Annotated in this window: 25 protein-coding genes and 1 pseudogene; 5 read left to right on the top strand and 21 right to left on the bottom strand. The window is 44.3% G+C overall.

What is annotated here, in order from left to right; all coding sequences use genetic code 11:
- From F7D47_RS09310 to F7D47_RS09320, 3 genes are all read right to left on the bottom strand, one after another.
- On the bottom strand, positions 1 to 2,100 hold the full coding sequence (locus F7D47_RS09310; RefSeq protein ID WP_153086746.1) for an alpha amylase C-terminal domain-containing protein: 2,100 nt from the start codon (positions 2,098 to 2,100) through the stop codon (positions 1 to 3).
- Between the two features lie 65 nt (positions 2,101 to 2,165).
- Positions 2,166 to 2,609: a YhcH/YjgK/YiaL family protein gene (locus F7D47_RS09315; protein ID WP_153086747.1), complete on the bottom strand. Its 444-nt coding sequence runs from the start codon at positions 2,607 to 2,609 to the stop codon at positions 2,166 to 2,168.
- Between the two features lie 179 nt (positions 2,610 to 2,788).
- Positions 2,789 to 3,868 carry a phosphatidylinositol-4-phosphate 5-kinase gene (locus F7D47_RS09320; protein WP_153086771.1) on the bottom strand — a complete coding sequence of 360 codons (1,080 nt, stop codon included), beginning with the start codon at positions 3,866 to 3,868 and terminating at the stop codon, positions 2,789 to 2,791.
- A gap of 272 nt (positions 3,869 to 4,140) precedes the next feature.
- Between F7D47_RS09320 and F7D47_RS09325 the strand changes: the two genes are divergently transcribed.
- Complete coding sequence (locus F7D47_RS09325) at positions 4,141 to 4,848, top strand: LytR/AlgR family response regulator transcription factor (RefSeq protein ID WP_022121830.1); 708 nt, start codon at positions 4,141 to 4,143, stop codon at positions 4,846 to 4,848.
- Positions 4,849 to 4,879: 31 nt separating this feature from the next.
- On the opposite strand, the gene F7D47_RS09330 is transcribed toward F7D47_RS09325, so the two are convergent.
- Both F7D47_RS09330 and F7D47_RS14950 read right to left on the bottom strand, forming a co-directional pair.
- Positions 4,880 to 5,542, bottom strand: coding sequence for an HAD family hydrolase (locus F7D47_RS09330; RefSeq protein WP_228113366.1), 663 nt, complete (start codon positions 5,540 to 5,542; stop codon positions 4,880 to 4,882).
- A 99-nt stretch (positions 5,543 to 5,641) separates the two neighbouring features.
- Positions 5,642 to 6,295, bottom strand: a pseudogene (locus F7D47_RS14950) (carbohydrate-binding module family 20 domain-containing protein); the annotation flags it as partial.
- Positions 6,296 to 6,486: 191 nt separating this feature from the next.
- On the opposite strand from F7D47_RS14950, the gene mltG reads away from it, so the two are divergent.
- The 3 genes from mltG (at position 6,487) to F7D47_RS09345 (ending at position 9,339) form a co-directional block, all read left to right on the top strand.
- Positions 6,487 to 7,539 (top strand): endolytic transglycosylase MltG, encoded by a 1,053-nt coding sequence (gene mltG, locus F7D47_RS09335; RefSeq protein WP_022121832.1) that lies wholly within the window; start codon positions 6,487 to 6,489, stop codon positions 7,537 to 7,539.
- 150 nt (positions 7,540 to 7,689) lie between these two features.
- Complete coding sequence (locus F7D47_RS09340; protein ID WP_006849014.1) at positions 7,690 to 7,962, top strand: ACT domain-containing protein; 273 nt, start codon at positions 7,690 to 7,692, stop codon at positions 7,960 to 7,962.
- A 12-nt stretch (positions 7,963 to 7,974) separates the two neighbouring features.
- On the top strand, positions 7,975 to 9,339 hold the full coding sequence (locus tag F7D47_RS09345; RefSeq protein ID WP_022121833.1) for a PFL family protein: 1,365 nt from the start codon (positions 7,975 to 7,977) through the stop codon (positions 9,337 to 9,339).
- Between the two features lie 290 nt (positions 9,340 to 9,629).
- On the opposite strand, the gene F7D47_RS09350 is transcribed toward F7D47_RS09345, so the two are convergent.
- The 10 genes from F7D47_RS09350 to galE all read right to left on the bottom strand — a co-directional run bounded on the left by F7D47_RS09350 (position 9,630) and on the right by galE (position 18,783).
- Positions 9,630 to 11,117, bottom strand: coding sequence for a xylulokinase (locus tag F7D47_RS09350; protein ID WP_117693624.1), 1,488 nt, complete (start codon positions 11,115 to 11,117; stop codon positions 9,630 to 9,632).
- Between the two features lie 104 nt (positions 11,118 to 11,221).
- Positions 11,222 to 11,575 (bottom strand): hypothetical protein, encoded by a 354-nt coding sequence (locus F7D47_RS09355; RefSeq protein ID WP_118152594.1) that lies wholly within the window; start codon positions 11,573 to 11,575, stop codon positions 11,222 to 11,224.
- Positions 11,576 to 11,681: 106 nt separating this feature from the next.
- A complete protein-coding gene (locus F7D47_RS09360; protein ID WP_022121836.1) occupies positions 11,682 to 11,978 on the bottom strand; it encodes a winged helix-turn-helix domain-containing protein in 297 nt (98 codons plus the stop codon).
- A gap of 269 nt (positions 11,979 to 12,247) precedes the next feature.
- Positions 12,248 to 14,008 carry an aspartate--tRNA ligase gene (aspS, locus tag F7D47_RS09365; protein WP_153086748.1) on the bottom strand — a complete coding sequence of 587 codons (1,761 nt, stop codon included), beginning with the start codon at positions 14,006 to 14,008 and terminating at the stop codon, positions 12,248 to 12,250.
- Positions 14,009 to 14,179: 171 nt separating this feature from the next.
- Entirely contained in the window at positions 14,180 to 14,629 is a 450-nt protein-coding gene (locus F7D47_RS09370; RefSeq protein WP_022121838.1) for a hypothetical protein, read from the bottom strand.
- Positions 14,630 to 14,679: 50 nt separating this feature from the next.
- On the bottom strand, positions 14,680 to 15,069 hold the full coding sequence (locus F7D47_RS09375) for a hypothetical protein (protein ID WP_153086749.1): 390 nt from the start codon (positions 15,067 to 15,069) through the stop codon (positions 14,680 to 14,682).
- Positions 15,070 to 15,126: 57 nt separating this feature from the next.
- Positions 15,127 to 15,669: an RNA polymerase sigma factor gene (locus F7D47_RS09380; RefSeq protein WP_118253362.1), complete on the bottom strand. Its 543-nt coding sequence runs from the start codon at positions 15,667 to 15,669 to the stop codon at positions 15,127 to 15,129.
- A 20-nt stretch (positions 15,670 to 15,689) separates the two neighbouring features.
- Positions 15,690 to 17,045, bottom strand: a complete 1,356-nt coding sequence (locus F7D47_RS09385; RefSeq protein ID WP_153086750.1) for a L,D-transpeptidase family protein — start codon at positions 17,043 to 17,045, stop codon at positions 15,690 to 15,692.
- A gap of 219 nt (positions 17,046 to 17,264) precedes the next feature.
- Complete coding sequence (locus tag F7D47_RS09390; RefSeq protein ID WP_022121842.1) at positions 17,265 to 17,546, bottom strand: T9SS type A sorting domain-containing protein; 282 nt, start codon at positions 17,544 to 17,546, stop codon at positions 17,265 to 17,267.
- A gap of 199 nt (positions 17,547 to 17,745) precedes the next feature.
- Positions 17,746 to 18,783, bottom strand: a complete 1,038-nt coding sequence (gene galE / locus F7D47_RS09395) for a UDP-glucose 4-epimerase GalE (RefSeq protein ID WP_006849003.1) — start codon at positions 18,781 to 18,783, stop codon at positions 17,746 to 17,748.
- Between the two features lie 176 nt (positions 18,784 to 18,959).
- Between galE and F7D47_RS09400 the strand changes: the two genes are divergently transcribed.
- Positions 18,960 to 20,948 carry a fructose-1,6-bisphosphatase gene (locus F7D47_RS09400; RefSeq protein WP_118080050.1) on the top strand — a complete coding sequence of 663 codons (1,989 nt, stop codon included), beginning with the start codon at positions 18,960 to 18,962 and terminating at the stop codon, positions 20,946 to 20,948.
- A 57-nt stretch (positions 20,949 to 21,005) separates the two neighbouring features.
- On the opposite strand, the gene F7D47_RS09405 is transcribed toward F7D47_RS09400, so the two are convergent.
- From F7D47_RS09405 to F7D47_RS09430, 6 genes are all read right to left on the bottom strand, one after another.
- The gene (locus tag F7D47_RS09405) at positions 21,006 to 21,464 is read right to left on the bottom strand and encodes a lipocalin-like domain-containing protein (protein WP_153086751.1); all 459 of its coding nucleotides are present in this window, start codon (positions 21,462 to 21,464) and stop codon (positions 21,006 to 21,008) included.
- 10 nt (positions 21,465 to 21,474) lie between these two features.
- Positions 21,475 to 23,064 carry a capsule assembly Wzi family protein gene (locus F7D47_RS09410; protein WP_153086752.1) on the bottom strand — a complete coding sequence of 530 codons (1,590 nt, stop codon included), beginning with the start codon at positions 23,062 to 23,064 and terminating at the stop codon, positions 21,475 to 21,477.
- Between the two features lie 135 nt (positions 23,065 to 23,199).
- Positions 23,200 to 24,474: an NADH:ubiquinone reductase (Na(+)-transporting) subunit F gene (gene nqrF, locus F7D47_RS09415; protein WP_022121847.1), complete on the bottom strand. Its 1,275-nt coding sequence runs from the start codon at positions 24,472 to 24,474 to the stop codon at positions 23,200 to 23,202.
- An 18-nt stretch (positions 24,475 to 24,492) separates the two neighbouring features.
- On the bottom strand, positions 24,493 to 25,116 hold the full coding sequence (gene nqrE, locus F7D47_RS09420; protein ID WP_006848996.1) for an NADH:ubiquinone reductase (Na(+)-transporting) subunit E: 624 nt from the start codon (positions 25,114 to 25,116) through the stop codon (positions 24,493 to 24,495).
- A 1-nt stretch (position 25,117) separates the two neighbouring features.
- Positions 25,118 to 25,744 (bottom strand): NADH:ubiquinone reductase (Na(+)-transporting) subunit D, encoded by a 627-nt coding sequence (locus F7D47_RS09425; RefSeq protein ID WP_117586729.1) that lies wholly within the window; start codon positions 25,742 to 25,744, stop codon positions 25,118 to 25,120.
- 12 nt (positions 25,745 to 25,756) lie between these two features.
- The gene (locus F7D47_RS09430; protein ID WP_022121849.1) at positions 25,757 to 26,359 is read right to left on the bottom strand and encodes an FMN-binding protein; all 603 of its coding nucleotides are present in this window, start codon (positions 26,357 to 26,359) and stop codon (positions 25,757 to 25,759) included.
- Between the last annotated feature and the right edge of the window lie 15 nt (positions 26,360 to 26,374).

Consider the following 26,374-nt stretch of genomic DNA (forward strand, 5'->3'; position numbering starts at 1 on the left):
TTAATTTTTCTTCAGCACCAAAGCTGTACGAGCTGGCAGATAAAGTTTCAGCCACTCCTTACGGTCTTTCACATAAAGTGGATCGTAATTAGTCAGATGCGTCATCGTGTCATCATTCAAGCCATTACCGCCGAAATCCTTGCTGTCAGAATCAAGCACTACGCTGTAGGAACCGGTTGGAACCAGGAAGCCATAGTCGGTGAAAGAGCGGGTTGGCGAGAAGTTAAACACGAAGAGCAGATCGCCACGCATAAAGGCGAGAACCTGATCGCCATCATTATGCCAGATTTCTACAACTGGTGTCTTGTTAAAATTCTTTTCGCTTGTAATCGTCTTGAGCATTTCTCGGTCGAAATCTCCAAGATAGTGGTAGCAGAGTTCATGATTATCTACCAGATTCCACTGTCTGCGAGCATATTTATGGCTCCAGCCATTACCCTCGCGAGGGAAATCGATCCACTCTGGGTGACCGAACTCATTACCCATGAAGTTGAGATAACCGCCATTGATTGTAGAGGCGGTAACCAGACGGATCATCTTATGCAGAGCAATACCACGATGAGCCATTTCGTTTTCATCGCCCTTCTTGAAATGCCAGTACATATCGGCATCAATCAGACGGAAGATGATGGTTTTATCGCCCACCAATGCCTGGTCATGACTCTCACAGTAAGAGATGGTTTTCTCATCCGAACGGCGGTTCTTTACCTCCCAGAAGATGCTGGATGGTTTCCAGTCTTCATCCTTCAGTTCCTTGATGGTCTTGATCCAATAATCTGGAATATTCATCGCCATGCGATAATCGAAACCATAACCGCCATCCTCAAACTTGGCTGCCAGTCCCGGCATTCCGCTCACCTCTTCGGCAATCGTAATGGCATGCTTGTTAACCTCATGAATCAGACAGTTGGCAAGGGTAAGATAGCAGATGGCATTATCATCCTCATGACCATTGAAATAATCTCCGTAGTTGCAGAATGCCTCACCCAAGCCATGACTGTAATAGAGCATGGATGTTACACCATCAAAACGGAATCCGTCGAAATGGAACTCATTGAGCCAATACTTGCAGTTGCTCAACAGAAAGTGGATGACTTCATCCTTTCCATAGTCGAAGCAGAGACTGTCCCAAGCCGGATGCTCATGACGGTCGCCAGGATAGAAATACTGGTTAGGATCGCCAGCGAGATTACCCAGTCCTTCCACCTCGTTCTTTACGGCATGAGAGTGAACGATGTCCATGATGACGGCAATACCATTCTGGTGAGCTGTATCAATGAGATCCTTCAACTCTTCAGGAGTTCCGAAGCGGCTACTTGCAGCAAAGAAACTGCTTACATGATAGCCGAAGGAGCCATAATACGGATGCTCCTGGATAGCCATAATCTGAATGCAGTTGTAACCATCCTTGATGATACGTGGCAACACATTCTCCTTAAATTCTGTATAAGTGCCAACCTTCTCAGCATCCTGTGCCATACCGATATGGCATTCATAGATGAGCAGAGGCGCCACATTTGGTCTGAAGGTTTTCTTCTTCCATTTATATGGTTCCGGATTCCAAACCTGAGCAGAGAAAATCTTGGTCTGGTCGTCCTGTACTACGCGCTGTGCCCATGCAGGAATACGCTCGCCTTCACCACCTTCCCAATGAACTTTCATCTTGAAGAGATCGCCATGTTTCATCGCTTTCTCCGGAAGTTTGAGTTCCCAGTTGCCGGTATTCTTTATTCTTTTGGCACGATACTTTTCAGTTTCCTGCCAGTTGTTGAAGTCACCTATCAGATAGATATCTGTTGCATTAGGTGCCCACTCACGGAACACCCATCCACGGGCAGTCTTATGCAGTCCGAAATACTCGTATCCATTGGCAAAATCGCTCAATGTCTGTTTGCCGTTATTAGTCAGCTGACCGAGTTTCCAGAGTGCATGGTCGTGTCGGCCCTTGATGGCATTCTCATAGTCTGCCAGATATGGGTCGTTCTTCACGAGTCCGATATGCTTTACCACAGCCTTCGCTGCTTTTTTTGCAACTGGTTTCTTTGCAGTTGCCTTTTTAGTTGCAGCCTTCTGGGCTGTAGTTTTCTTTTCTGTTGCCATATATCATGATTTTAGATGGTTACTCTATATTATTCTTTAATTTTATCTTGAAGATTTTTTCTTCTTTAATTTTTAATCTTGAAGATAGCCTTGTGGATATCACCGTTACCGATGCATGGCTGATGACCGTCTTGTGGCCAGAAAATGGCAAACTGACCTGGCTTGCAGGTAACGAGCGTCTGCGCTTTCACACCAGGATACTTGGTCAAATCCTTTGCCTCGTTATATTCCACTTCAGGAAGATCAGCAAGAGGAGTATAGCCATAAGTCTCCTCGTTGTCAAGAGGAATCTGAATATCAATCATCTTGCGATGTGTTTCAAGAACAGCATCTTCCTCGCTTTTTCCGTGAGCTGTCGTTATGTTAACAAAGAGGTTACCCTCCTTGATAAAATGCTTACCTTCCTCCAATTTAGAGAGGTCATTTTCCTTGATAAACTTCACTACATCAGCGAAGAGCGGATTGAGAGAAACGTATTCCTCCAGATTGTCTAAAGTATCTACTACCATAATTCTAGTTTAAGCTTTGAGATTTGAACATTTACTTTTAACTTTGAGATTTGAAAACAGAACATTGAACATTCAATATTCAACATTATAATATGTTCTTTTTCTCATTATTTAAAATATAAAGGTCCTCTATCTCGTTATTTATAATTTCTTTGTATTTTTCTAATTTTCTGAAGAGATTAGTCTTCAAATCGTTTGCCGTTTTCGTAGGCTCCCTTGGCTGTAACCTGTCCGTTGCGATCTTTTTCTACAAATCTTCCGTCACGCACATCGTTACGGTAGGTTCCTTCGAAACGCTTACCGTTTTTATCTTCTTCTATGCAAGGTCCCTGGCGCTTACCTTTGTGATAGGCACCCTTGAATCTTCTGCCATCAGCATAATGAATCACGACATTACCATCAACCAGACCATTCTTGAACTCACCTTCAAACACGTCGCCGTTCTTCTTGGTCAGTTTGCCCCTGCCGTTCTGCAGATCATCCCTCCAGTCGCCTACATAGATATCGCCATTCTTCCAGATGAAGGTACCCTGACCGGTACGCAGGCCATCCTTAAACTGTCCGTTATACTTGGCGCCCTTTGCAGAGCGGAAGATGCCTATACCCGTGCGTTCTCCCTGCACATAATCGCCTTCATAAATGTCGCCATTATGAAATTTATAGATACCCTTTCCGTCCTGGATATCATCCTTCCAGTCGCCGATATACACATCGCCATCAGCATATTTGAAAGTACCTTTTCCTGAGCGCTGGTTGTCTAGCCACTGACCGTCATAAGTAGTTCCGTCTCCCCAGTTGAAGAAGCCGTTTCCATTCTTCATATCGTTCATCCACTGGCCTTTATACTGTGCGCCATTGGCATAAGTATAAACGCCGCGTCCCTGACGCTTGTCCTTATACCAGTCGCCGTCATATTTATCACCATTATAATAGAACATGACGCCATGACCATGCTGGTAATCACGAAACCAGAGGCCTACATATTTGTTGTTGTTCTGGAAATAGTAGGTGCCTTTACCATGCTGCTGGTCCTGCATCCACTGTCCCTCATACTTTTCGCCATCACTGAAGGTATAAACGCCATAACCTTCGCGTTTACCTTTCATATAAGAGCCTTCGTAGGTATCCCCATTCTTATAGATGGTAGTACCTTTTCCCTGCGGCTTTCCGCTCACCATTTCGCCTTTAAACTGACCTCCGTCACGGGTGATGCAAGAGCCTAGCGAAATCTTCTGGGCTGTGGCATCAACCGATGCCATAGCCAAAGCCAAGGCAAGGAAAAAACACTTGCTCCGACAGGACAATTTGGTATGTTGTTTCTTATTGTATTTCATATTCTACAGTTATAGTCTGACTTATCAATCTCCAAAATTACGGTTTTTTCCTCAAATAGCCAAATAGATTAAACAAATTTAAGGTAAAATCATGAAAATAGATTTTTATCTGAAAAAATCTGCAGCTTGATACAATAAACAAACACAATTTTCGTTTTTACGAAAATCGAGAATAAAATCACTAAAACAGTAAAATTATGATTTTAAATTGCGCCATCATAGATGAAGATCCGGAAGCTTTGCAACTCCTGGAACAGTATATAGAGAAAACTCCGACCCTGCATTTGATCGGAGCCTACAAAAGTGCGATAGATGCTGTAGACGGCATCCATCACAACCATCTCGACATACTTTTTCTCGCCATCCACATGCAGCAGATCAGCGGTCTGGAATTTGCAAAGGTTGTACCCAAGAACGTGAAGATTGTCTTCACCACCGCATTCAAGGAGTATGCCATCGAAGCCTACAAAGTGAATGCATTCGACTATTTGCTCAAGCCCATCACATACGATGACTTTATGGGATCATGCCAGAAAGTCTTCGAAAGCTACATGCAGGACGATAACTACAACCCAATCAAGCGCGACGGTTTTCTGGTGGTAAAACGAGATTACAAATGCGTAAGAATCCCGATAGATGATATTCTGTTTGTTGACTGCGACAAAGACTACATCCGTTTCCATCTTGAGGGCAGGCCTAACATCAGAACCCTGGGCAACCTCAAACAGTTGGAAGAAAGGCTGCCAAGAGAGAAATTCAAGCGTGTACACCGTTCGTTCCTTGCCAACATGACAAAGTTTGATACGGTAGACCAGCAGCACATTACCTATGGCGACCAGAGCATTCCGATATCAGAAACCTACTTTGAATTTATCAAGAAATATCTGGAAGACCATTCTCTATGATGGTCTTCCAGATAGTTTTATCCTACCTTTCTTATAATATCTGCAAGGGTGATGATACTAGGATAGAAGCTCCATGTGCCAGCAGAAAATCGTGATCTCTGAATCCCCAAAGAACAGAGATACAAGGCATTCCGCTGTTCTTTGCCGTCATCACATCCACGTCGCTGTCGCCGATATATACCGCCCTTTCTCTATCCGCATGCAGCTGGCGCAAGGCTTCGTTTACGGTATCTGGAGCCGGTTTTTTCTTGATATTTTCCCGCTCTCCTATCGCCACATCTACCAGGTCGCCGAAGAAATGGCGGCAGATTTCCTGGGTAGCTGCATAAAACTTGTTGCTTACCACCGCAATGTTCTTTCCCCTATTCTTCAGTTCCTCCAGCATCTCCATCACGTCCGGATAAGGTTTCGTATTATCCATATTGTGCACCATATAATGCTGGCGGAAATCCTGCAGGGTTTTCTCAAACTTCTCATTCTCCAATCCTCCCGGCACGGCACGTTCCATCAGTTTCTTCACCCCGTTTCCTACAAACATGCGTACCTCCTCCAGCGTACGTTCAGGCATCCCGTTCAGTTTCAGCGCATAATTGCAGCTTGCAGCCAGGTCGTGGAGAGAAGAAATCAGGGTTCCGTCAAGATCGAATATATAGGTATCGAAATTGAACTGGGCATGAACCGGAACCCTCTTGATGCGGAACTCACCGCCGTGTAGCACATAAACATCCTGATGGTATACACGGATTTCACCCTGAGGAGTTCCCTGTCCACCAGCCTGTTCATTACCCGAAATGCCAAAGATTCTGTTATCCCCAAATTCCCATCTCTTCAGTTTCTGGTTCTGTGCATCAATCACCACATATTTATATTCTATCGGCTCATCGATAGCCTGCACATTCACAGATATTTCCCAGTCCTTGCCATGATTGTTCTGCATCTTCAGGAAATGAGCCGGATTCCATTTGCCCAGCGTAGGATGATTTCCCAACAGAGCTACAGCCTCGCCCTCATAGAGTTTCGGGGCATGAATCTTGAAGATGATAGTACGGTCGAAGAGAGGCAGACGCGCTGGCTTGACATCAGTAAACTTTACCTGCTGCAATACGAAGGCATTTTTTCCCACGTAAGGATTATCCTCCTCCAGCCAATAGTCCTGAAAATAGAAATTCTTACTCTCATCAAAAACATATTGGCGGGCAGAAGCGAGCGATTCCCTACGCAGCACCTTTCCCTCGGCATCTTTCACGCAGTAGCAGTAAGCCACAGCTACGAAAGGGTGATGGCGGTTCTGCCTTGACGCCATTTCCACCTCCCAGTGATACCCGTCCCGGGTGGTCATCGGCAAGTCCATCGTATCTTGATAGCCGTCAGCGGCGGCAAAAGTTAATTCTACATGCAGGGCATGACCCCACTTGGCAGCATACGCTATCGAAAACTTCATTTTCATAATCCTTTTATAATAATGTGCCCGAAAGCACCGATACACATGTTGATTCTCAATGTCAAGTGCAAAGGTAACAAAAAAGCAGACACAACGGATAAAGAAAGATGACAATTAACCTATTTTAAATTCCTATACTTTGCTATTTCCTATTTTTACTGTACTTTTGCACCCGAAAAATAACAAACAAGAAGAATATGAAAAAGAAAAAATCATTTTCTAAGCTCTATCTGTATGGTGCTATAGGCTGCATCGCAGTCATCGCCATCGTGGGCTACATCTACTGTTTCTCTTCCTTCTCGAAGAGCAGCAACACCGAGTATGTTTACATCGACAGCGATGATAACATCGACTCTGTATACAACAAGCTCCGCCCATTTGCCAAGAGCATTCCGTTCCAGGCATTCAAGACCCTGACTCTCCATTCCGGCTATGCCGATCATATCCGCACCGGCAGATACGCCATTGCTCCGGGCGATGGTGCCCTCAAGACATGGCGCCACATGAAGAACGGTTTGCAGGAACCGGTTAGCCTTACCATCCCTTCGGTCCGCACGCTCGACAAACTCTCTGATGAGATTGGCAAGAAGATGATGTTTGGCAGCAACGACCTCTACCATGCCCTGCGCGACGAGAGCGTCTGTCAGAAATACGGTTACGATACTGCCACCATCGCCTGCATGTTCGTACCTAACACCTACGATCTCTACTGGAACATCTCGGTAGATAAATTTCTGGAGCGCATGAAGAAAGAAAGCGACAAGTTCTGGAACTTTGAGCGTACCGAAAAGGCAAAGGCTATGAAGCTGACACCGGTTGAGATCATCACCCTTGCCAGCATCGTGGACGAAGAAACAGCCAACAACGGCGAGAAACCGATGATAGCCGGCATGTATTACAACCGTCTGATGCTTCGCAATGCCGAATATCCAGAGGGAATGCCATTGCAGGCCGATCCTACCATTAAATATGCCTGGCAGCGATTCGACCTCAAGCGCATCTACAACAACCTCCTGTCTATCAAGAGCCCGTATAATACCTACAAGAACCCAGGTTTGCCACCGGGGCCTATCCGTATTCCGAGCGTAGCAGGTATCGATGCCGTCCTCAACCATGTGCATCACGATTACCTTTACATGTGTGCCAAGGAGGATTTCAGCGGCACTCATAATTTTGCCCGCACTTACGATGAGCACCTGCAGAATGCAGCCAAATATTCTAAGGCACTCAACGAAAGAGGTATCAAGTAAGATAAGGAAACAAGAAAGGTAAAAATGAGTCAGAAAACTTGCAAAACGTTAGTGATTTTACAAGTTTTCTGACTTTTTATTTGGTAGTCTAACAAAATAGTTGTAAATTTGCAGCCGAAAACTTACCAATTTAAAATAAGGAATAAATACATGAACAGAACGATTATTACAGTAGTGGGCAAGGATACCGTTGGTATCATCGCCAAGGTATGTACCTATTTGGCAGAGAACAGTATCAACATCTTGGATATCTCTCAGACCATCGTACAGGAGTATTTCAACATGATGATGATCGTAGACATGGGCAAGATGCAGAAAACTTTCGAGGAAGTAGCCGATGAACTCACCAATGTTGGTAAGGCTATGGGCGTGCAGATCAAATGCCAGCGCGAGGAAATTTTCAATATGATGCACAGAATTTAAAAAGCAAACAATATGATCAATATATCTGAGGTTATCGAAACCAATAAGATGATAGAGCAGGAGAATTTCGATGTGCGTACCATCACCATGGGTATCAACCTTTTGGATTGCGCATCTACCAATCTCGATGAGCTCTGTCAGAACATTCATAATAAGATTACACGTCTGGCAAAGAACCTGGTGAAGACCGGCGAAGAAATCTCCAAGGAGTTTGGTGTGCCTATCGTCAACAAGCGTATCTCCATCACTCCTATCTCGCTGGTAGGCGGTTCTGCCTGCAAGACTACCGACGATTACGTGAAGATTGCCAAGACCCTCGACCAGTGTGCCAAGGAGCTCGGTGTCAACTTCCTGGGCGGCTATTCTGCCATCGTAAGCAAGGGTATGAGCAAGAGCGATGAGCTCCTTATCCGTTCTATCCCTCAGGCGATGGCACAGACCGATTTTGTCTGCAGTTCTGTCAATGTGGGTTCTACCAAGACCGGTATCAACATGGATGCAGTCCGCCTGATGGGCGAAATCGTAAAGGATACAGCCGAGGCAACCAAGGACAGAGGTTCTCTGGGTTGCGCCAAGCTCGTTGTTCTCTGCAATGCGCCAGACGACAATCCGTTCATGGCTGGTGCCTTCCATGGTGTTTCTGAGGCAGATGCGGTAGTGAGTGTCGGTGTCAGCGGTCCTGGCGTTGTAAAGTATGCATTGGAGAAGGTAAAGGGCGAAAGCTTCGAGGTTCTTTGCGAAACCATCAAGCGCACCGCCTTCAAGATTACCCGTGTAGGTCAGTTGGTAGCCAAGGAGGCTTCACGACGTCTGAACGTACCTTTCGGCATCATCGACCTTTCATTGGCTCCTACCCCAGCTATCGGTGATAGTGTAGCCGATATTCTCGAGCTCATCGGTCTTGAGCATGCCGGTGCTCCTGGTACCACAGCAGCTCTTGCACTCCTGAACGACCAGGTTAAGAAGGGCGGTATCATGGCTTCTTCTTATGTAGGTGGTTTGAGCGGTGCCTTCATCCCTGTCAGCGAAGACCAGGGTATGATCAACGCTGTAGAGGCTGGTGCGCTGACCATCGAGAAGCTTGAGGCGATGACTTGTGTCTGCTCAGTAGGTTTGGATATGATTGCCATCCCTGGCGATACTCCAGCCACCACCATTTCCGGTGTCATTGCCGACGAGGCTGCCATCGGTATGGTTAACCAAAAGACTACTGCCGTACGTATCATCCCAGTTGTGGGCATGAAAGTAGGCGACAATGTAGATTTTGGCGGTTTGCTCGGTCATGCTCCAATCATGCCTGTAAACCCATTCAGTTGCGAGGCATTCGTAAACCGTGCCGGTCGTATTCCGGCTCCAATCCACAGTTTCAAGAATTAAACTGTTTTGATTCAAAATACCAATCCCCCATCCTGCTTTCTCAAGCGGGCTGGGGGATTTTTTCATTGTATAATCACTTATCTATCTTCTAAAGCGGTTCATCATGGCAAAACATAGGTGGATAGATACTCAGAAACATCAACTACAGATATTTAAATTCAATCCTTAAATAAGACGGAAGCTCCCCCAAAAGTCAAAAGAATCGGGAAAAAGAAAAATAAAGGGTGAGACTTCTCCCACCCTTTATCTGATATTATAAAAAAAGTTTGTCTAAAGTAAATTACAAACGTTTAAAGTTTTTTCAGCTCTTCTTTCCATGCAGAATAAGCCTCGAGATAAGCAGAACGGTTAGCCTCATCAGGATCTATGACTGCAAGTTTCTTCAATGAAGCAAAAGCCTCATTATGATCCTTATAGATACCGGCACCAATACCAGCACCCTTAGCAGCACCTGCACTACCATCTGTCTCATAAAGTTCGATAGTAGCACCACTCACACCCGCCAAGGTATCTCGGAACAACGGACTGAGGAACATATTAGCCTTACCTGCATGAATATTCTTAATATCCATACCCATCTGCTGCATGATTTCCATTCCATAGCAGAAACTGAAGACGATACCCTCTTGTGCTGCACGAACAATATGAGCACGATTATGCTTATTAAAGCTGATGCCACGAATAGAACAACCAACTTCCTTATTCTCTAATACACGCTCAGCTCCATTACCAAATGGGATAATCTTAACACCATCACTACCTATTGGCACAGAAGCAGCAAGATCATTCATATCCGCATAGCTTACATCTGGAGTGATATTTCGATGAACCCACGCATTCAAGATACCAGTTCCATTGATACACAACAATACACCAAGACGGTCAAGGTCTGTAGTATAATTAGCATGAGCAAAAGTATTGACACGGCTCTTTGGATCATAGTTAACATCACCCAATACACCATATACAACTCCTGATGTACCTGCAGTACTTGCAATTTCACCCGGATTGAACACATTCAGACTCACAGCATTATTTGGCTGGTCACCCGCACGATAAGATATTGGTGTACCTTCTTTCAGACCAAGTTCTTCAGCTGCCGCTTTACTTACTACACTCTGTACAGAGAAAGTAGGAACAATATCAGCCAGAATGCTTTCATCGAAGCCAAAGTAATCAAGCAGGAATTTAGCAGGCTTTTTCTGGTTGAAGTCCCACATCATACCTTCAGAAAGACCACTGATAGTAGTCTTAACTTCACCTGAAAGTTTCATTGCCAGATAATCACCAGGAAGCATAATCTTATCAATCTTATCAAACAGTTCCGGTTCATTATCCTTTACCCAAGCAAGTTTAGATGCAGTAAAGTTTCCAGGAGAATTGAGCAGATTACGCAAGCAGAAGTCCTCACCTAAATCATGAAAAGCCTTCTCGCCATAAGGTACGGCACGAGAGTCGCACCAGATGATACTAGGACGCAAAACTTGCTGATTCTTATCAACACAAACCAAGCCATGCATCTGGTACGAGATACCAATTGCAAGGATATCTTCACCCTTGGCACCAGATTCTGCCATGATTTTCTTAAGCGCCAACTTAGCATTATCCCACCACATCTGAGGATCCTGCTCTGCCCAACCAGTCTTTACAGCCATAATGGGTGCTTCATGATCCGGATAGAATGCAGAAGCTACGATTTCTCCATTGTCAACATCAGTAAGCGAAGCCTTTACAGAACTTGAGCCTACGTCAAAACCTAATAAATATCTACTAGCCATAGTTTATTCGTTTATATGTTTATTGTTTAACTTTTATCAGTTATTATAAAGTCTATATATATTATACGAACATACTACAACATTCCCCTCATAAAAAAAATAATTTAGAACATATTCTCATCAAAAAGACTTTGAGGAGCACTATCGTCAGCCTTGTCCTCCCCTTCATTACTATTTTCTAATACAGAAGAAGAAAAATTAAGCATCAGTTGCTGTACGGCCTTTGAATCAAAATTAACATGATATACACCATACCCCTTACCTTTTTCTATAAGCGATTGTGGGTCTTTAGCGCATCTGGTGAGATATTGTGTAACATAGCTATGAACATCCTTGTAATTCAGAGGTGTAAAAATCGAATTACAGGAATTATATACATGACGAGCTATTTTTTCTACTTTCAACCCTTTTGCACCCGCAGCCAAAAGAACATTGAATATCTCCTGATCAAGTTTCATATAATAATCATAACATTCGTCCTCTTTCAAGAGAGAAGACAGAAAAAGAAAAAACCGCGGTTACTCACTTACAAGCAACCGCGGCTCTTTGAAAAATAAACCTTATTTAAGCGAGAGCAACCTTGTTGTCCTCATCCTTAATCTTACCCTCTTTGAAGAGCCAACCGATACCAAGGATTACATCCTCTGTACTGATCTTAGCAGCCTTAGCAATTTCTGCTACTGTGAGAGCCTTTTCTGAAGCTGCCAATGCCTGATATACATCACCAGCTCTAAAACCTGCGTTCTCTGCGTTCAAGTAAAGAACGTCCTTCTTTGCTGCAGGAGCCTTCTTTGCTACTGGAGCCTTCTTTGCTGCTGGCTTCTTTGCAGCAGTCTTAGTTGTCGCTTTCTTTTCTACCATGTTTTAAGAATTTTATGATTCTATTGAGCCTCATTTCGTCAGCTCAACCTTAATATCTGCTGCAAATTTATAACTTTTATTTCGAAATAGTGTTAGAAAAATAGAAAAAACTACTACTTATAAACAAAAGTGCTGCATTTCTTGATTTACGTCAAGAAGCGCAGCACTTTATTTACTAAAAATCAATTACTTATTATAAATCATTGAATTTTTCTCAAGGCATTTTACGCATACTCTTTTATGGAGTGAATACCTTCGTTTCTCTATTTTTATTCAGCCTTCAAATCAAGTTTGATTTCCAATTCATCCAACTGCTTAGGGTCAAGTTCAGAAGGAGCATCGAGCATAACATCTCGACCTGAGTTGTTCTTTGGGAAAGCAATACAATCACGAATACTGTCGAGACCAGCCAAAATACTGACCAAACGGTCCAAACCGAAAGCAAGACCTGCGTGAGGTGGTGCGCCATACTTGAAAGCGTTCATCAAGAATCCGAACTGGGCCTCAGCACGCTCTGGAGTAAAGCCGAGAACCTCGAACATCTTCTCCTGCAACTGAGTATCATGGATACGGAGAGAACCTCCACCTACTTCGATACCATTGCAAACAAAGTCGTAAGCCTTGGCACGAACCTGCTCAGGATGTTCATCGAGCAATGGGATATCATCCGGATTTGGCATAGTGAATGGATGGTGCGTAGCCATCAGGCGCTGCTCCTCATCGCTCCACTCAAAGAGAGGGAAGTCGATAATCCAAAGACACTTGAATACATTCTTATCACGAAGACCAAGACGGTCACCCATTTCCAAACGCAAAGAGCAAAGCTGAATGCGTGTCTTGTTAGCATTATCACCGCTCAAAATCAAAACAAGGTCACCATCCTTGGCTCCCATTACGGTCTTGATTTCAGCAAGTTCCTCTGGAGAATAGAACTTATCTATGCTACTCTTTACGGTACCATCAGCATTATACTTGATATATACCAATCCTTTGGCACCGACCTGAGGACGCTTAACAAAATCAGTCAATTCGTTCAACTGCTTACGGCTATAATCAGCACAACCTGGAACACAGATACCGCCAATATACTTAGCCTCATCGAATACAGAGAAATTACCCTTACCTGTGAAAGCATCTTTCAACTCAACAAATTCCATACCGAAGCGCAAGTCTGGCTTATCACTACCGAAACGGCGCATAGCATCGTGCCAGGTCATCTGCTCCAATTTAGGAAGTTCTACACCACGAATCTCCTTAAACAAATGGCGAGCCATTTCCTCGAAAAGGTTGATGACATCATCCTGATCAACAAAACTCATTTCACAGTCAATCTGTGTAAACTCTGGCTGACGGTCAGCACGAAGATCCTCATCACGGAAGCACTTGGCAATCTGGAAATAGCGGTCGAAGCCAGCAACCATCAAGAGCTGCTTTAAAGTCTGAGGACTCTGTGGAAGAGCGTAGAACTGACCTGGATTCATACGGGAAGGAACAACAAAGTCGCGGGCTCCCTCTGGTGTACTACCAATAAGAATTGGAGTTTCAACCTCCATGAAGTTCTGTGCATCGAGGAAGTTACGAATCAAGATGCACATACGATGACGCAACTCCAGATTTTTGCGCACTACAGGACGACGCAAATCAAGATAACGATACTTCATACGGATATCATCACCACCATCAGTATTATCTTCGATAGTGAAAGGAGGGGTCAGACTCTGAGAGAGGACATTGAGTTCCTTCACCAGGATTTCGATGTCACCAGTATCCATTTTAGGATTCTTGCTCTGTCGTTCACTTACTACACCCTTTATTTGAATGCAGAATTCACGACCTAGCTTGTTAGCTGCATCACACAAGTCTTTGTTATCAGCCTCATTGAAGACCAACTGTGTGATACCATAACGGTCGCGCAAATCGACGAATGTCATACCACCCATCTTTCTTGAGCGCTGTACCCAACCGGCAAGTGTCACTTCCTTGCCGGCATCAGAGAGACGTAACTCTCCACACGTATTACTTCTGTACATACCTTATTATATTATATTATTATTTTCCAAAGTGCAAAAGTACAACAAATAACGGAAAGGACAAAATAAAATCGCGAAAATATTATTAAAAATATCTTCGCGACCCTATTAATGTGACCAAAAGTCACATAAATACATATTAAATAGTTTTATCTCTACTTTTTTAGAGATTTATTTCTTCATCCGTCTGAATGCCTGCCGATGGAACCGTTCCTCTGCCTTGATGACACTGAACACCTTATTTGGTGGCAAGATGGTCATAAATCTAGAATGATACTCTTGCTGCAACTGTTTCAGCTGAATATCCAACTCATCCTGTCTTCTGATAGCTTCGGCACATGCCTCATTATCATTCGGATTCACATGACGGAATCGGCGCATTTCATCGAATATCATACGCATTTTCTTACCCATCTGTCTATATACCGGGAAGAATTTAGCAGCTTCTCTCGGCGTAAGACAGGCATTAGTCGTAATAAACTGTTCTAGTTCTGCCTGAAACCTTTTAGGATCAAATCCGTTATGATGTTTTCTACCCTGAGGCTGTGAAGCAAGTGAAACCAGACTAATCATCAGCATAGCTAAAAGCGCAAGAAACCTATGTTGCATTATCTTTCTCATACCTTATCTTTTTTTAATCTTTATCTGTAGACAAAAAGAAATACCAACCATTAATTTTCTGCAATCAGCGATGCATAGATAGTTTCATTATCCATCATCGTATAATCGGCCATCTCATTAAAAGTAGCATCTTCATTATTATTCACAGCAGCTTTCTGAACCATATGGTCCACATGTGCCATAGCAGGCTTACTGCTTCCCATATATTTCAGCGCCAATACCGAACCACCTCCCATCACAGCCAAAACAGCAACAGCCGCCGCAATCTTTCGAATCGGCATACGCTGCCATAAGTTAGGCTGCATGTGAATGATGCGGGGTTCCTGCTCCGGCAAATTTTCCATCACCCTATCCGTCAGCTGGTCGAAATAACCAGCCGGCACCTGGAAATGGTTTTTCTTACCAAAACGGCTATTCAATATATTGTCTTCTTTTAACATATTCCTCATTCCTTTCTTTTATACTTTATTAAATAGACGAAAACTAACCGAAAAGGTTTAATCCTTACGATTGAAAAAATCGGTTATTTTTTTCACAGCAAGATGATAGGATGCCTTCAAAGCTCCTTCACTTGTTGACAGCACCTTACTCATCTCTGAATATTTCATATTATCATAATATTTTAGAGTGAAAACTGTGCGCTGAACATCGGGCAGTAGGGCTACAGCCTCTTGCAGTTCTGCCTGAATCTGGTCACCATCAAAATAGTCATCGGCAAGAAGACGTGAAGCCAAGCCCGGCTCGTCTTCGGTACTGACATTTACCATCTGCTTCTTGCGTCTCAAGAAATCAAGCGCTTCGTTAATTGCTATACGGTAAAGCCATGTTGAGAGCGAAGACTTTCCCTGAAACGAATCCAGATTGGTCCAAGCCTTAACAAAGGCATTCTGCAACACATCATCAGCATCATCATGATCTAAAACAATATGGCGAACCTTCCAATACAACGGCTCGCTATACTGACTTACCAGTACAGCAAAGCCTTCGCGTTGGGTCTTAGGATCCCTAATCATCGCCAAGAGTTCTTTATCGTTTATCATTGCTTTTACAAATGTGTTGTTTATAGATATTTTCTCAACATATCGAATATTACCGCATCAAATCCATACACATCAGAATAATCAGCTATTCTGCCTCCTGCTAACGGATAGAGTGTATAATAGGTTATGAAGAGAGGAACTTGAGGATTAACCTTTACGTTATTCACAACAAGTTTTTTATTGGCAAGCGAATCTGCTGTCATCGAATAGTATATCTTTTCCTTCAGTTTCTCGTTTTTGTCAGCCAATAGGAAGACAGCGAAATCGTACGGTTTTTCTATTCTGATACATCCATGCGATACTCCTCTATCCTCTTGTCCAAACACGCCCTTACTGTTAGTATCATGCAGGAAGACCGAGAAATTATTATCAAAACGGAAGATGATTCTTCCCAGAGCATTCCCCTTTCCGCCCCGCTGAGCGATGCCATAAGCACCAGAAATAAGCATAGATCGAGTTACTCTGTTTAAGTCAACCTCCTTACCTGTTGCTACTTCCCTTACATAGTAGTTACGCGCGCGAAAGTAGCCATGATTCCCCACCCGGTGTATCATATCATGGAGAACGATACTACGGGGAACAAACCATTGAGGATTCAACTCCATACGTTTGATATGACTGTTCAATATCGGGGTTTTGGTTTTACTGGCTCCACATCCTATGCGCATCGAGAGCGTATCCTGATGATCAATAGCCATCAGATGGAACGATGGTATATTGACAACCACATATTTTTCGTGTTGCCAGGGATTATCATACTGTCTCCAGCGGCAACGTTCCATGTTGCAGAGAATTTTGATTCTCATCGCCTTGCCCAGTCCTCCAGCCTTCAATTTCTCCAGCAGTTGATAATAGAAAGGATTCTTAGGCTGTACTTCTTTCAGGAAGGAAGCCACCGAGTCGCATCTAACCATTTGCATAGCCTTCTGATAGAACGCATCATCTGCATGAGCCATTTTTACATCAAACAGACCTCTGAACCTAACGGGTCTCTTGCTACTATCATAAGGATTGGGAGCAAGAGTATCTAAACGATTGAAAACAAAACTAGGATTCATAAATCCAAAATTCTGCCCCATCGTATATCTGAAGTAAGCTTTGGTCAAGCGATACTCCAGTCGGGCTATCACTTGATTAATCTGATTATCAGCTGAATCTAGATTTAAATCTCGTAACCTGTCAATATCTCGGGCAATAGCATCCACATAGAACCGACGTTTATCAAATCCCATATCCGCTACAGTACGCAGGCAAGTCACCAGGGAGTCAGCCTGACTATTTACCCCATGACGTGTAATCCAAAGCAGATTACCTTCATTCTGATAATAGCGACGGGTATGCAAATCAGCAGCATGTCGGTCTTTATCATTTCGCATGATACTATCCAACAGATTTCTTATAACCTTTGAATTAATAGCATAAGCCGAAGAACGAGAGTTTTTGAACTCATCTAACGATAACTGAAAATTGCTGTTTGGTACTTTGTCGTGGCAAGAACAAAACATCAAACAGCAAAAAATGATAAGTAACGAAGTATGAAAGAGCTTCACTTTCTGATTAAAGTTAAACGGCATTCTAAGGCCTCTATAGTACTATTAATGCTTTACGCAAATTTTGCGCGTAAAGGTATTCCCCACCTTTACAATATAGATACCATCAGCCAATGGCAAGTTTACGCGCTTGTCATTACCTTCTATGCGGAAGGTCTTGATAGTAACACCTGCCACATTATATATTCTAACCACTTGCCCGCTAGCGCCTGTGATATGCATCACGCCCCCAGCATAGTTCAAGTTGATATCTGCCACATCAAGGTCTGCCCATTCTATGTTTCCCTCGTTGGCCATAGCATCCGAAGGAACAGAAAGTGCTAACATTGCAATTGTTAATATTGAAAGTAAAGTCCGTTTCATATATTTTCAAGTTTCGTTAAACCAATAGTTCTTTCTGCAAAGATATATAAAAAAAAAGAAACTTACCGTCTTCCCGACGATAAGTTTCCCAAAAATTAGCTTTTTTAACCTTTCAGAGGAAAAAAGAAGCCAATTCATATTATTTTCTAAAACAACTAACACTTTACATGATGCCATCAGCGCGAAGTTTCTGCTGCCATTTCCAAGCAGAAGCCAACACATCTTCAAGCTTAGCCTCAGCCTTCCAGCCGAGTACCTTGTTCGCCTTGGTGCAATCACCCCAAATTTTCTCAATATCGCCCTCTCTTCGTGGACCATACTTCCAATTCAGTTTCACACCTGTAGCTTTTTCAAAAGTCTCAACAATTTCGAGAGTTGAGTTTCCATTACCTGTACCGATATTGAAATATTCGATAGGCTCAGTCTCCTTATCAAGAACACGTGCCATAGCAGCAACATGTGCCTTAGCCAAGTCTACAACATAAATATAGTCGCGGATACAGGTTCCATCAGGAGTATCATAATCATTACCAAAGATAGTGAGTTCCTTGCGGATACCCATAGCAGTCTGAGTAACGTATGGAATCAGATTGTTTGGCACACCATTTGGCAACTCACCAATCTCAGCAGAAGGATGTGCACCTATAGGATTGAAATATCTCAATACAATGCTCTTGATGGCTGCACCACTATGGATATAATCAGCTATGATCTGCTCATTAATCTCCTTAGTATTGCCATAAGGTGAAGTAGCCTTCTGATGAGGAGCCTCTTCTGTTACAGGCAAATTCTCAGGCTTCGGCTGACCATAAACGGTACAAGAAGAAGAGAAGATGATACCCTTTACCTGATACTTTGGCATAAGTTCCAGGAGATTGATGAGCGATACGATATTGTTGCGATAATACAACAATGGTTTCTGTACGCTCTCGCCTACTGCCTTGCTTGCAGCAAAGTGAATGATACCCTTAATATCAGGATATTTCTGGAATACTGCCTCGGTAGCAGCCTTGTCGCGCAAGTCAACCTGTTCAAAAGCAGGGCGGATACCAGTAATCTTTTCGATACCATCGAGTACTTCAATCTTTGAGTTTGAGAGATCATCTACAATAACAACATTGTAGCCTGCCTGCTGCAACTCTACTGTAGTATGGCTACCTATGAAGCCTGTACCACCTGTAACAAGAATAGTTTGTTTCATAATCAAATCTAGTTAGTTTGAAGAATTATTATATTTCTTCTGCAAAAGTACTGCAAAAATCTGAAAAAACAGAAAGATTTTTCAAAAATATACTTTTTTCCTTTGTTTTATCTATTATTTATACTATCTTTGCAAAAGATAAATAGTAAAAAGGCTCTAAGAAAATGGAAAAAAACATGAAACATTATAATATAGAACAAGACATGAGATATTTGCAGTTGCTCTCTCAGTCGTTCCCTACTATAGCAGAGGCGAGCACTGAGATTATCAACCTGCAAGCTATCCTCAACCTGCCAAAGGGTACCGAGCATTTCCTTGCCGACATCCATGGAGAGTATGAGGCCTTCCTGCATGTACTGAAAAATGCATCAGGAAATATCAAGCGTAAGGTGAACGAACTCTTTGGCAATACCCTTCGCGAACAGGAGAAGCGAGAACTCTGCTCTCTTATTTACTATCCTGAGCAGAAACTGGAACTCGTCAAGCAGAACGAACCCGACATCAACGACTGGTATCACATCACCCTGCACCAGTTGGTGGCTGTATGCCGTGATGTTTCCAGCAAATATACCCGAAGTAAGGTGCGCAAATCGCTGCCATGCGATTTCTCGTATATTATCCAGGAGCTTTTGCACGAGCACACCGAAGATCATGACAAGACAGCCTATGTCAATGTTATTGTTGATACGATTATCAGCACAGGAAGAGCCGATGATTTCATCATCGCTATAGCCAACGTCATCCAACGCCTGGCTATCGACCAGCTCCATATTCTGGGCGATATCTACGATAGAGGTCCAGGAGCCCACATCATCTTGGACAAGATGCGCCGCTACCACAGTTGGGATATCCAGTGGGGTAATCACGATGTACTATGGATGGGAGCAGCTGCCGGCAATAATGCCTGCATCTGTAATGTGATCCGTCTCTCCCTGCGATACGCCAACCTCTCGACATTGGAAGAAGGCTATGGCATCAACCTCGTACCACTCGCTACTTTTGCGATGGAAACCTACAAGGAGGATGATTGCAAAGAATTTCTGCCTAAGCTCAGCGGAGGTGCAGCAGCAATGGATGAAAAGACTCAGCGGCTCACCTCTCAGATGCACAAGGCTATAGCTGTCATCCAGTTTAAATTAGAGAGCCAGCTTTTCAAGAAGCATCCGGAATGGAAGATGAAAGACCGTTGTCTTTTTGACCATATCGATTACAGGAAAGGCAAGGTAGAGATTGACGGAAAAGAGTATGACATGACCTCATGCCACTTCCCTACCATCGATCCGGACAATCCAGACAAACTATCTGAAGAAGAGGAAATTCTGATTCAGAAACTGCATCATTCGTTTATGGTCTGCGAGAAGCTGCACAAGCATATCAAGGTTATGCTGCAACATGGTTGCATGTACGCTATCTTCAACAACAACCTGCTTTTCCATGCTTCCTGTCCGCTCAACGAAGATGGTTCATTAAAAGAGGTAGAAATATATCCTGGCAAGAAATTCAGCGGCAGAGCCCTGATGCATCATACGGGCATGCAGATACGCACAGCTTTCCAATCAGATTCTGATCCGAATGAAAAGGAATATGCCATCGATTATTTCATCTACCTATGGTGCGGTCCTGACAGTCCGCTCTTCGACAAGAGTAAGATGGCCACCTTCGAGCGCTATTTCATTACCGATAAGGAGACTCATAAAGAAGAGAAGGGATACTACTTCCTATTGCGCGATAACGAACAGGTTATCGACCATATTATGGATGAGTTTGGGGTAACCGGTCCTAACCGCCATATCATCAATGGGCACGTGCCCGTTCGCACAACCAAGGGCGAGAACCCTATCAAGGCAAACGGCAAGCTGATGGTTATCGATGGAGGTTTCTCTAAAGCCTACCACAACGAGACTGGCATTGCCGGCTACACCTTAGTATATCACTCCCGCGGATTCCAGCTGGTCCAGCACGAGCCATTTACGAGTATGGAAGATGCCATCAAGCAAGGTACCGACATCAAGAGTACCACACAGATTGTAGAAATGTCGAACCGCCGAATGCTGGTAGCCGACACAGATATAGGTTGCGAACTCCGTAAGCAGATAGAAGACCTGAAGGAGCTTCTCTATGCTTACCGACATGGTTTCATCAAGGAATCAGAAAGGAAGAAGTAAGAAACCGAGCATACTACAAAAAAAGCCCCCGGTGCTACATGCATCGAGGGCTTTTTTTCAGAATTTTCTGAACCGCAATCTCAGGGTTTTACTCTTCAGTTGCATCTTGGCTCCGGTCATTACCTCCTTGGCAAAATGCTCATTCAGATGATTGATGCCACAGCTACGCAAAGAATCATTCATTTCTGTTAAAAGTACATCGCCTCCATAATCTTCATGCCATTTATTACGATAAACAGATGTAATCAGCAAACTGTCGGAGGTTTGCTCAAAACGGAGATAAAATCCTCTACCACCCTCGAAGCGATCATAATCAGCAACCTGAATCAACTTATACTGGCAGCCCCAGAACACGCGTTTATCTGCAAAGTTACAAGTACCCCCTGTAGCTAAAGTATCTACCTGCTCCAGATGCCAAAAACCATCCAAATCACCATTCTGGCTTGTTTCTACCTCACATGAGCTTAGAGTGAGCATCATAACAGCAAGGGAAAACACCCCTATTATCTTTTTCATATTTTCTATCTTATCGATTATTATTTCTTTTCGTCAGCAAACCTCTTTTGCTGATGGTTATCTGCATACCGGCATTATGCCCCAGCATCTTTTCGCTACCGAAATCCATCGCATAGCCTGCCTTCAACTGCCACTGATGCGGGAAATCGTAATGACCCTCTACCAGAAAACTTACATTATGATGCTTTTTTGTAAACGGGTTGCTATATGTACCCCAACCTTTCTGATAGGTGCCTAATATACGATAGCCCAACCGCTGTGTAGGCTGACCATCAAAACCCAGATGATAAGCTATGAAACGGTTGTTTCTGATATCAATATATCCGTCGTTATTATAAATAGGCGAACGGTAGAGTGGATTTCCTATCACCTGGCCCCAATGCTGCCATCCAGGATAGATGCTGTGGTTATAATAATCATCAGTACCCGCTATATGGTCAGCGATACCCGATGTACGGTCATGATTGTACGGACCACTCTGATATTTGGTATAGAGATACTCCAGCACCACATTTTTCAGCCAGCGCGAATACTTCAGATTCAGTTCGAAGCCCAGCATGATATCCTTCAGCGAATACATGAAGAAACGGCGTTTTACTTTCTTATTCCAGTCTGCGCCCTCACCATATCCATTATAGTCGAGGAGAAACATCTGGCTGTGATCTTCGAAATAATGATCGGCATAGATGGCAGCTTTCCAACTGTCAGTGTCATAATTGATACGCATCAGCCAGCTGCCCAACTGGTTGCCGGCAACATTGGCATAAGCCCCTTCACCTGCATCAGAGCCCGTTGCCGACAGCGCATGCCAGAAGCCTTTCAGATTTTTCTCGGTAGGAATCTGTACCATACTGTCACCTATTGGACGATATGCATTGCCACCAAACTGAGCAACCATTTCCAAGCCCATTTCTATGCTGAGCGGACAGAAAGCATTCTCGTTTCCGATACGCAAGAAACCAGCTTTGCTGTGATAGAGCATGTGGTCACAATATTTAGTCTGCCGTTTCGTAAAATCATGCTGCCAGCCATCATCCGTTGTCATACCATAAGCCAGATGACCTTTCAGTTGCAGCCAGCCTCTACCAAACGGAAGCGTCCAATATTCAGGAAGCGCCAGACGAACCTGAGGTATCGGACGGGCATTGATACCCAGACATTGGCTACCACTGGAGAGCGCCTGGTTTTTCAGCTCCATCGGATATTCCTTGGCACCTGCAGTCAGCACACCATAAAGCCAGCGGGCCTCCACATAAGCCTGCTGCACCACTACATGGCTGGTATAGTTTACCGGTACTGCCACATCTACTCCATATCCTACAGCCCAGCGGCGAGCAGAATCTGCAGAAAGCGGACGAACCAGACTACCTCTGAGATAGCCGTTATTCTTCTCTAAAGAACTTAATCCATGTTTGTTTGCGTTAAGCCACAGAGGCGTTTTACCTTTCGAAAACGACCCTTGCATCTCAACACCATATTGTATATCTGCCCGAAGATCTAGCTTCTCCGTGCCATCCTCCTCTTGCCACATATACTGTGCCATAGATGGGGCTGCCATACTGCAAAGGGCAAAACATACACCTACCTTTATCTTATTCATAATTAAATCTATACTTTCAAGATAAAAACGTAATTATCTCTATTATATTGTATATATTCAGAAAAATAAAAAAAGAGCAACACTTGCCTCTCATTTTTTGAGAACAAGCATTGCTCTTTTAATTGAATTATCGTTTTATCCGAAGTTATCATACATGATGCTCTCAGGATCTACTCCGAGAGAATCCAGATAATCGGTTACGGTCTTGATCAGCATTGGAGGTCCGCAGAGATAGTACTCGCAATCCTCTGGTGCCTCATGATCCTTCAAGTAGGTATCACGGATGCAGTTAACAGCAAATCCCTCGTAGTACTTCACGCCCTGAGCATCTGCCACTGGGTCCTTGCGGTCGAGTGAAAGATGGAAGTGGAAGTTAGGGAATTCCTTCTCAAGCTCCCAGAAGTCCTCAAGGAAGAATGCCTCACCCAATGCACGAGCTCCGTAGAAGAAGTGAAGCTCACGGTCGGTGGTGTGCAAAGTCTTGGTCATGTGCATAATCTGCGCACGCAATGGAGCCATACCGGCACCACCACCAATCCAGATCATCTCCTTGCCTGATGTGAAGTTAGGATGGAAGTCGCCGTAAGGACCACTCATCATTACCTTGTCGCCAGGCTTCAGAGAGAAGATGTAAGAAGAAGCGATACCTGTTGGTACGTTCTGGAAACCTACCTGTGGACGTGGCAAGAATGGAGTTGTGGCGATACGTACGGTCAGGGTGATGATGTCACCCTCGTCAGGATAGTTCGCCATAGAGTAAGCACGAACGGTAGGCTCTGGGTTGTGAGCCTTCAAGGAAAGAATGTTGAACTTCTTCCATGCTCCGATGTACTCCTCGCCAATGAGATCCTTGTCGAAGTCCTTGTCATAATCGATGCAGTCGTATGCAGGAATCTTGATCTGAGCGTAAGAACCCGGAACGAAGTCCATGTGCTCGCCTGGAGGCAATGCCACCTTGAACTCCTTGATAAATGATGAAACGTTCTTGTTGGAGATAACCTCGCACTCCCACTCTTTCACGCCCATCACACTCTCAGGCACCTTGATCTTCAGGTCGCCCTTCACCTTGCACTGGCATCCCAGACGCCAGTGGTCCTTAATCTGCTTGCGGGTGAAGTGAGGCTTCTCGGAATCGAGAATCTCGCCGCCGCCCTCGAGCACCTGAACCTTACACTGGCCACAGCTTGCCTTACCACCGCAGGCAGAAGGCAGGAAGATGCCGTTCTCATTCAGCGTAGTCATCAAACTGCTGCCCTGAGGCACGTTGATGGTCTTGTCGCCATTGATTTCGATATTTACATTTCCGCTAGGGCTCAGATACTTCTTAGCCACGAGCAGGATGATAACCAGCAGGAGAATCACCACGAGGAAAACTCCGATACTAGCCAATATAAATGATGTATTACCCATATCTATTTTCCTCCTTTTTTAGATTTTCAAGCCTGAGAAGCAAAGCATAGCCATTGCCATGAGGCCTACTGTGATAAATGTGATGCCGAGTCCCTGCAATGGCTTTGGCACGTCGCAATACTGCATCTTCTCGCGGATGGCTCCCATCAGAACGATGGCGAGAGTCCAACCCAATCCGGAACCTACGGCATAAACGATGCTATCCCATACAGAGGTGATAGCCTGAGTATTGGTAGGCTCCATCAGGATGCGCTGCTGCATGAAGAGCGATGCACCCATGATGGCACAGTTTACGGCAATCAATGGCAGGAAGATACCCAGCGCTGCATAGAGCGATGGTGAGAACTTCTCTACAATCATCTCTACCAGCTGCACGATACCGGCGATGACGGCGATGAAGAGGATGAAACTCAGGTAAGTGAGGTCAACACCCAGGATTCCATCGGCGCTGAGCACCTTGGTCTGCAACAGGTAATCTACAGGCACGGTGATGAGCAACACGAAGGTTACTGCCAAGCCCAAGCCCAAAGAGGTCTTCACGTTCTTGGATACTGCCAAGTATGAACACATACCCAGGAAGTAGGCGAAGATCATGTTGTCGACGAAAATCGAACGGAAAAACAAACTTATTGCGTGCTCCATCTTACTTCTCCTCCTTATAAATATAGGCACGATGTACCCAAATTACACATCCAACGAGAATCAATGCCATGGCTGGCATGGTCATCATACCGTTGTTAACATATCCAAAGTCGTAAGCTCCCTCTGGAATCAGCTGGAAACCGAGCAAAGAGCCGCGGCCCAGGAACTCACGAACAGCACCCACAATCACGAGAATGAGGGCGTAACCCAAACCATTACCTACACCATCGAGGAATGAAGGCCAAGGCTTGTTCATCATGGCGAACGCCTCCAAACGACCCATCAGGATACAGTTGGTGATGATCAGACCTACGTACACAGAGAGCTGTACGCTCACGTCGTAGGCGAAAGCCTTCAGCACCTGGCTCACGATGGTAACCAGGGCAGCAACTACCACCAGCTGGACGATGATACGGATGCGCTGAGGAATGGTGTTGCGGATGATGGAAATAATCACGTTAGAGAATGCCGTGATGATAGTAACGGCAAGTCCCATCACAATGGCTGGCTTCAGCTGGGAAGTAACAGCCAGGGCACTACAGATACCAAGCACCTGGACGAGGATAGGGTTGTCGCCGTTCAGTGGCTTGATGAATGCCTCCTTATTTTGTTTACTAAATAATGCCATAATTTCACTTAATTATTTAATGAATTTAGCAAGACCTTCCTTGAGCATGGCATCCACACCGTTGGATGTCAATGTAGCACCGGTAACGGCATCCACATTGTTAGGGTCGCTGGCAGGAGCGTCTTTCTCAACGCCCAGAGCGATGCCCTCTACTCCATCCTTGTGAATCTTCTTGCCCTGGAACTTCTGCTGCCACTTCAAGTTGTCCTTGATTTCAGCACCGAGTCCGGCTGTCTCGCCTTCGTGGTTGAAATATACGCCATAGATGGTGTTGTTGTCAGCATCCACGGCGATGAAGCCTGAAATGCCGCCCCAGAGACCTCTACCCTTTACAGAGTAAACGGTCTTCTTCTGACCATCAATCTCGCACTCGTAATACTTCATGCCGTCCTTCTCCTTCTCGTCCTTCACCACCTCTTTATATTTGGCAGCCGCAGTAGCGTTGTCAAGGTCGCGCAGGTTCAGAGAGTTCAGAATCTGCTTCTGAGTATCAAGAGCCACGTTGGCATCCTGTGTTGCCTTCAGCGAAGAAGACACGAACGCGAGCAGGAATGCCACGATTACCACGATGATAACCGAATAGATAATAGTATAGCTATTTGAATTTGTCTTCATATCTACATTCCTCCT

This window comes from Segatella copri (assembly GCF_009494835.1).
GTDB lineage: Bacteria > Bacteroidota > Bacteroidia > Bacteroidales > Bacteroidaceae > Prevotella > Prevotella copri_F.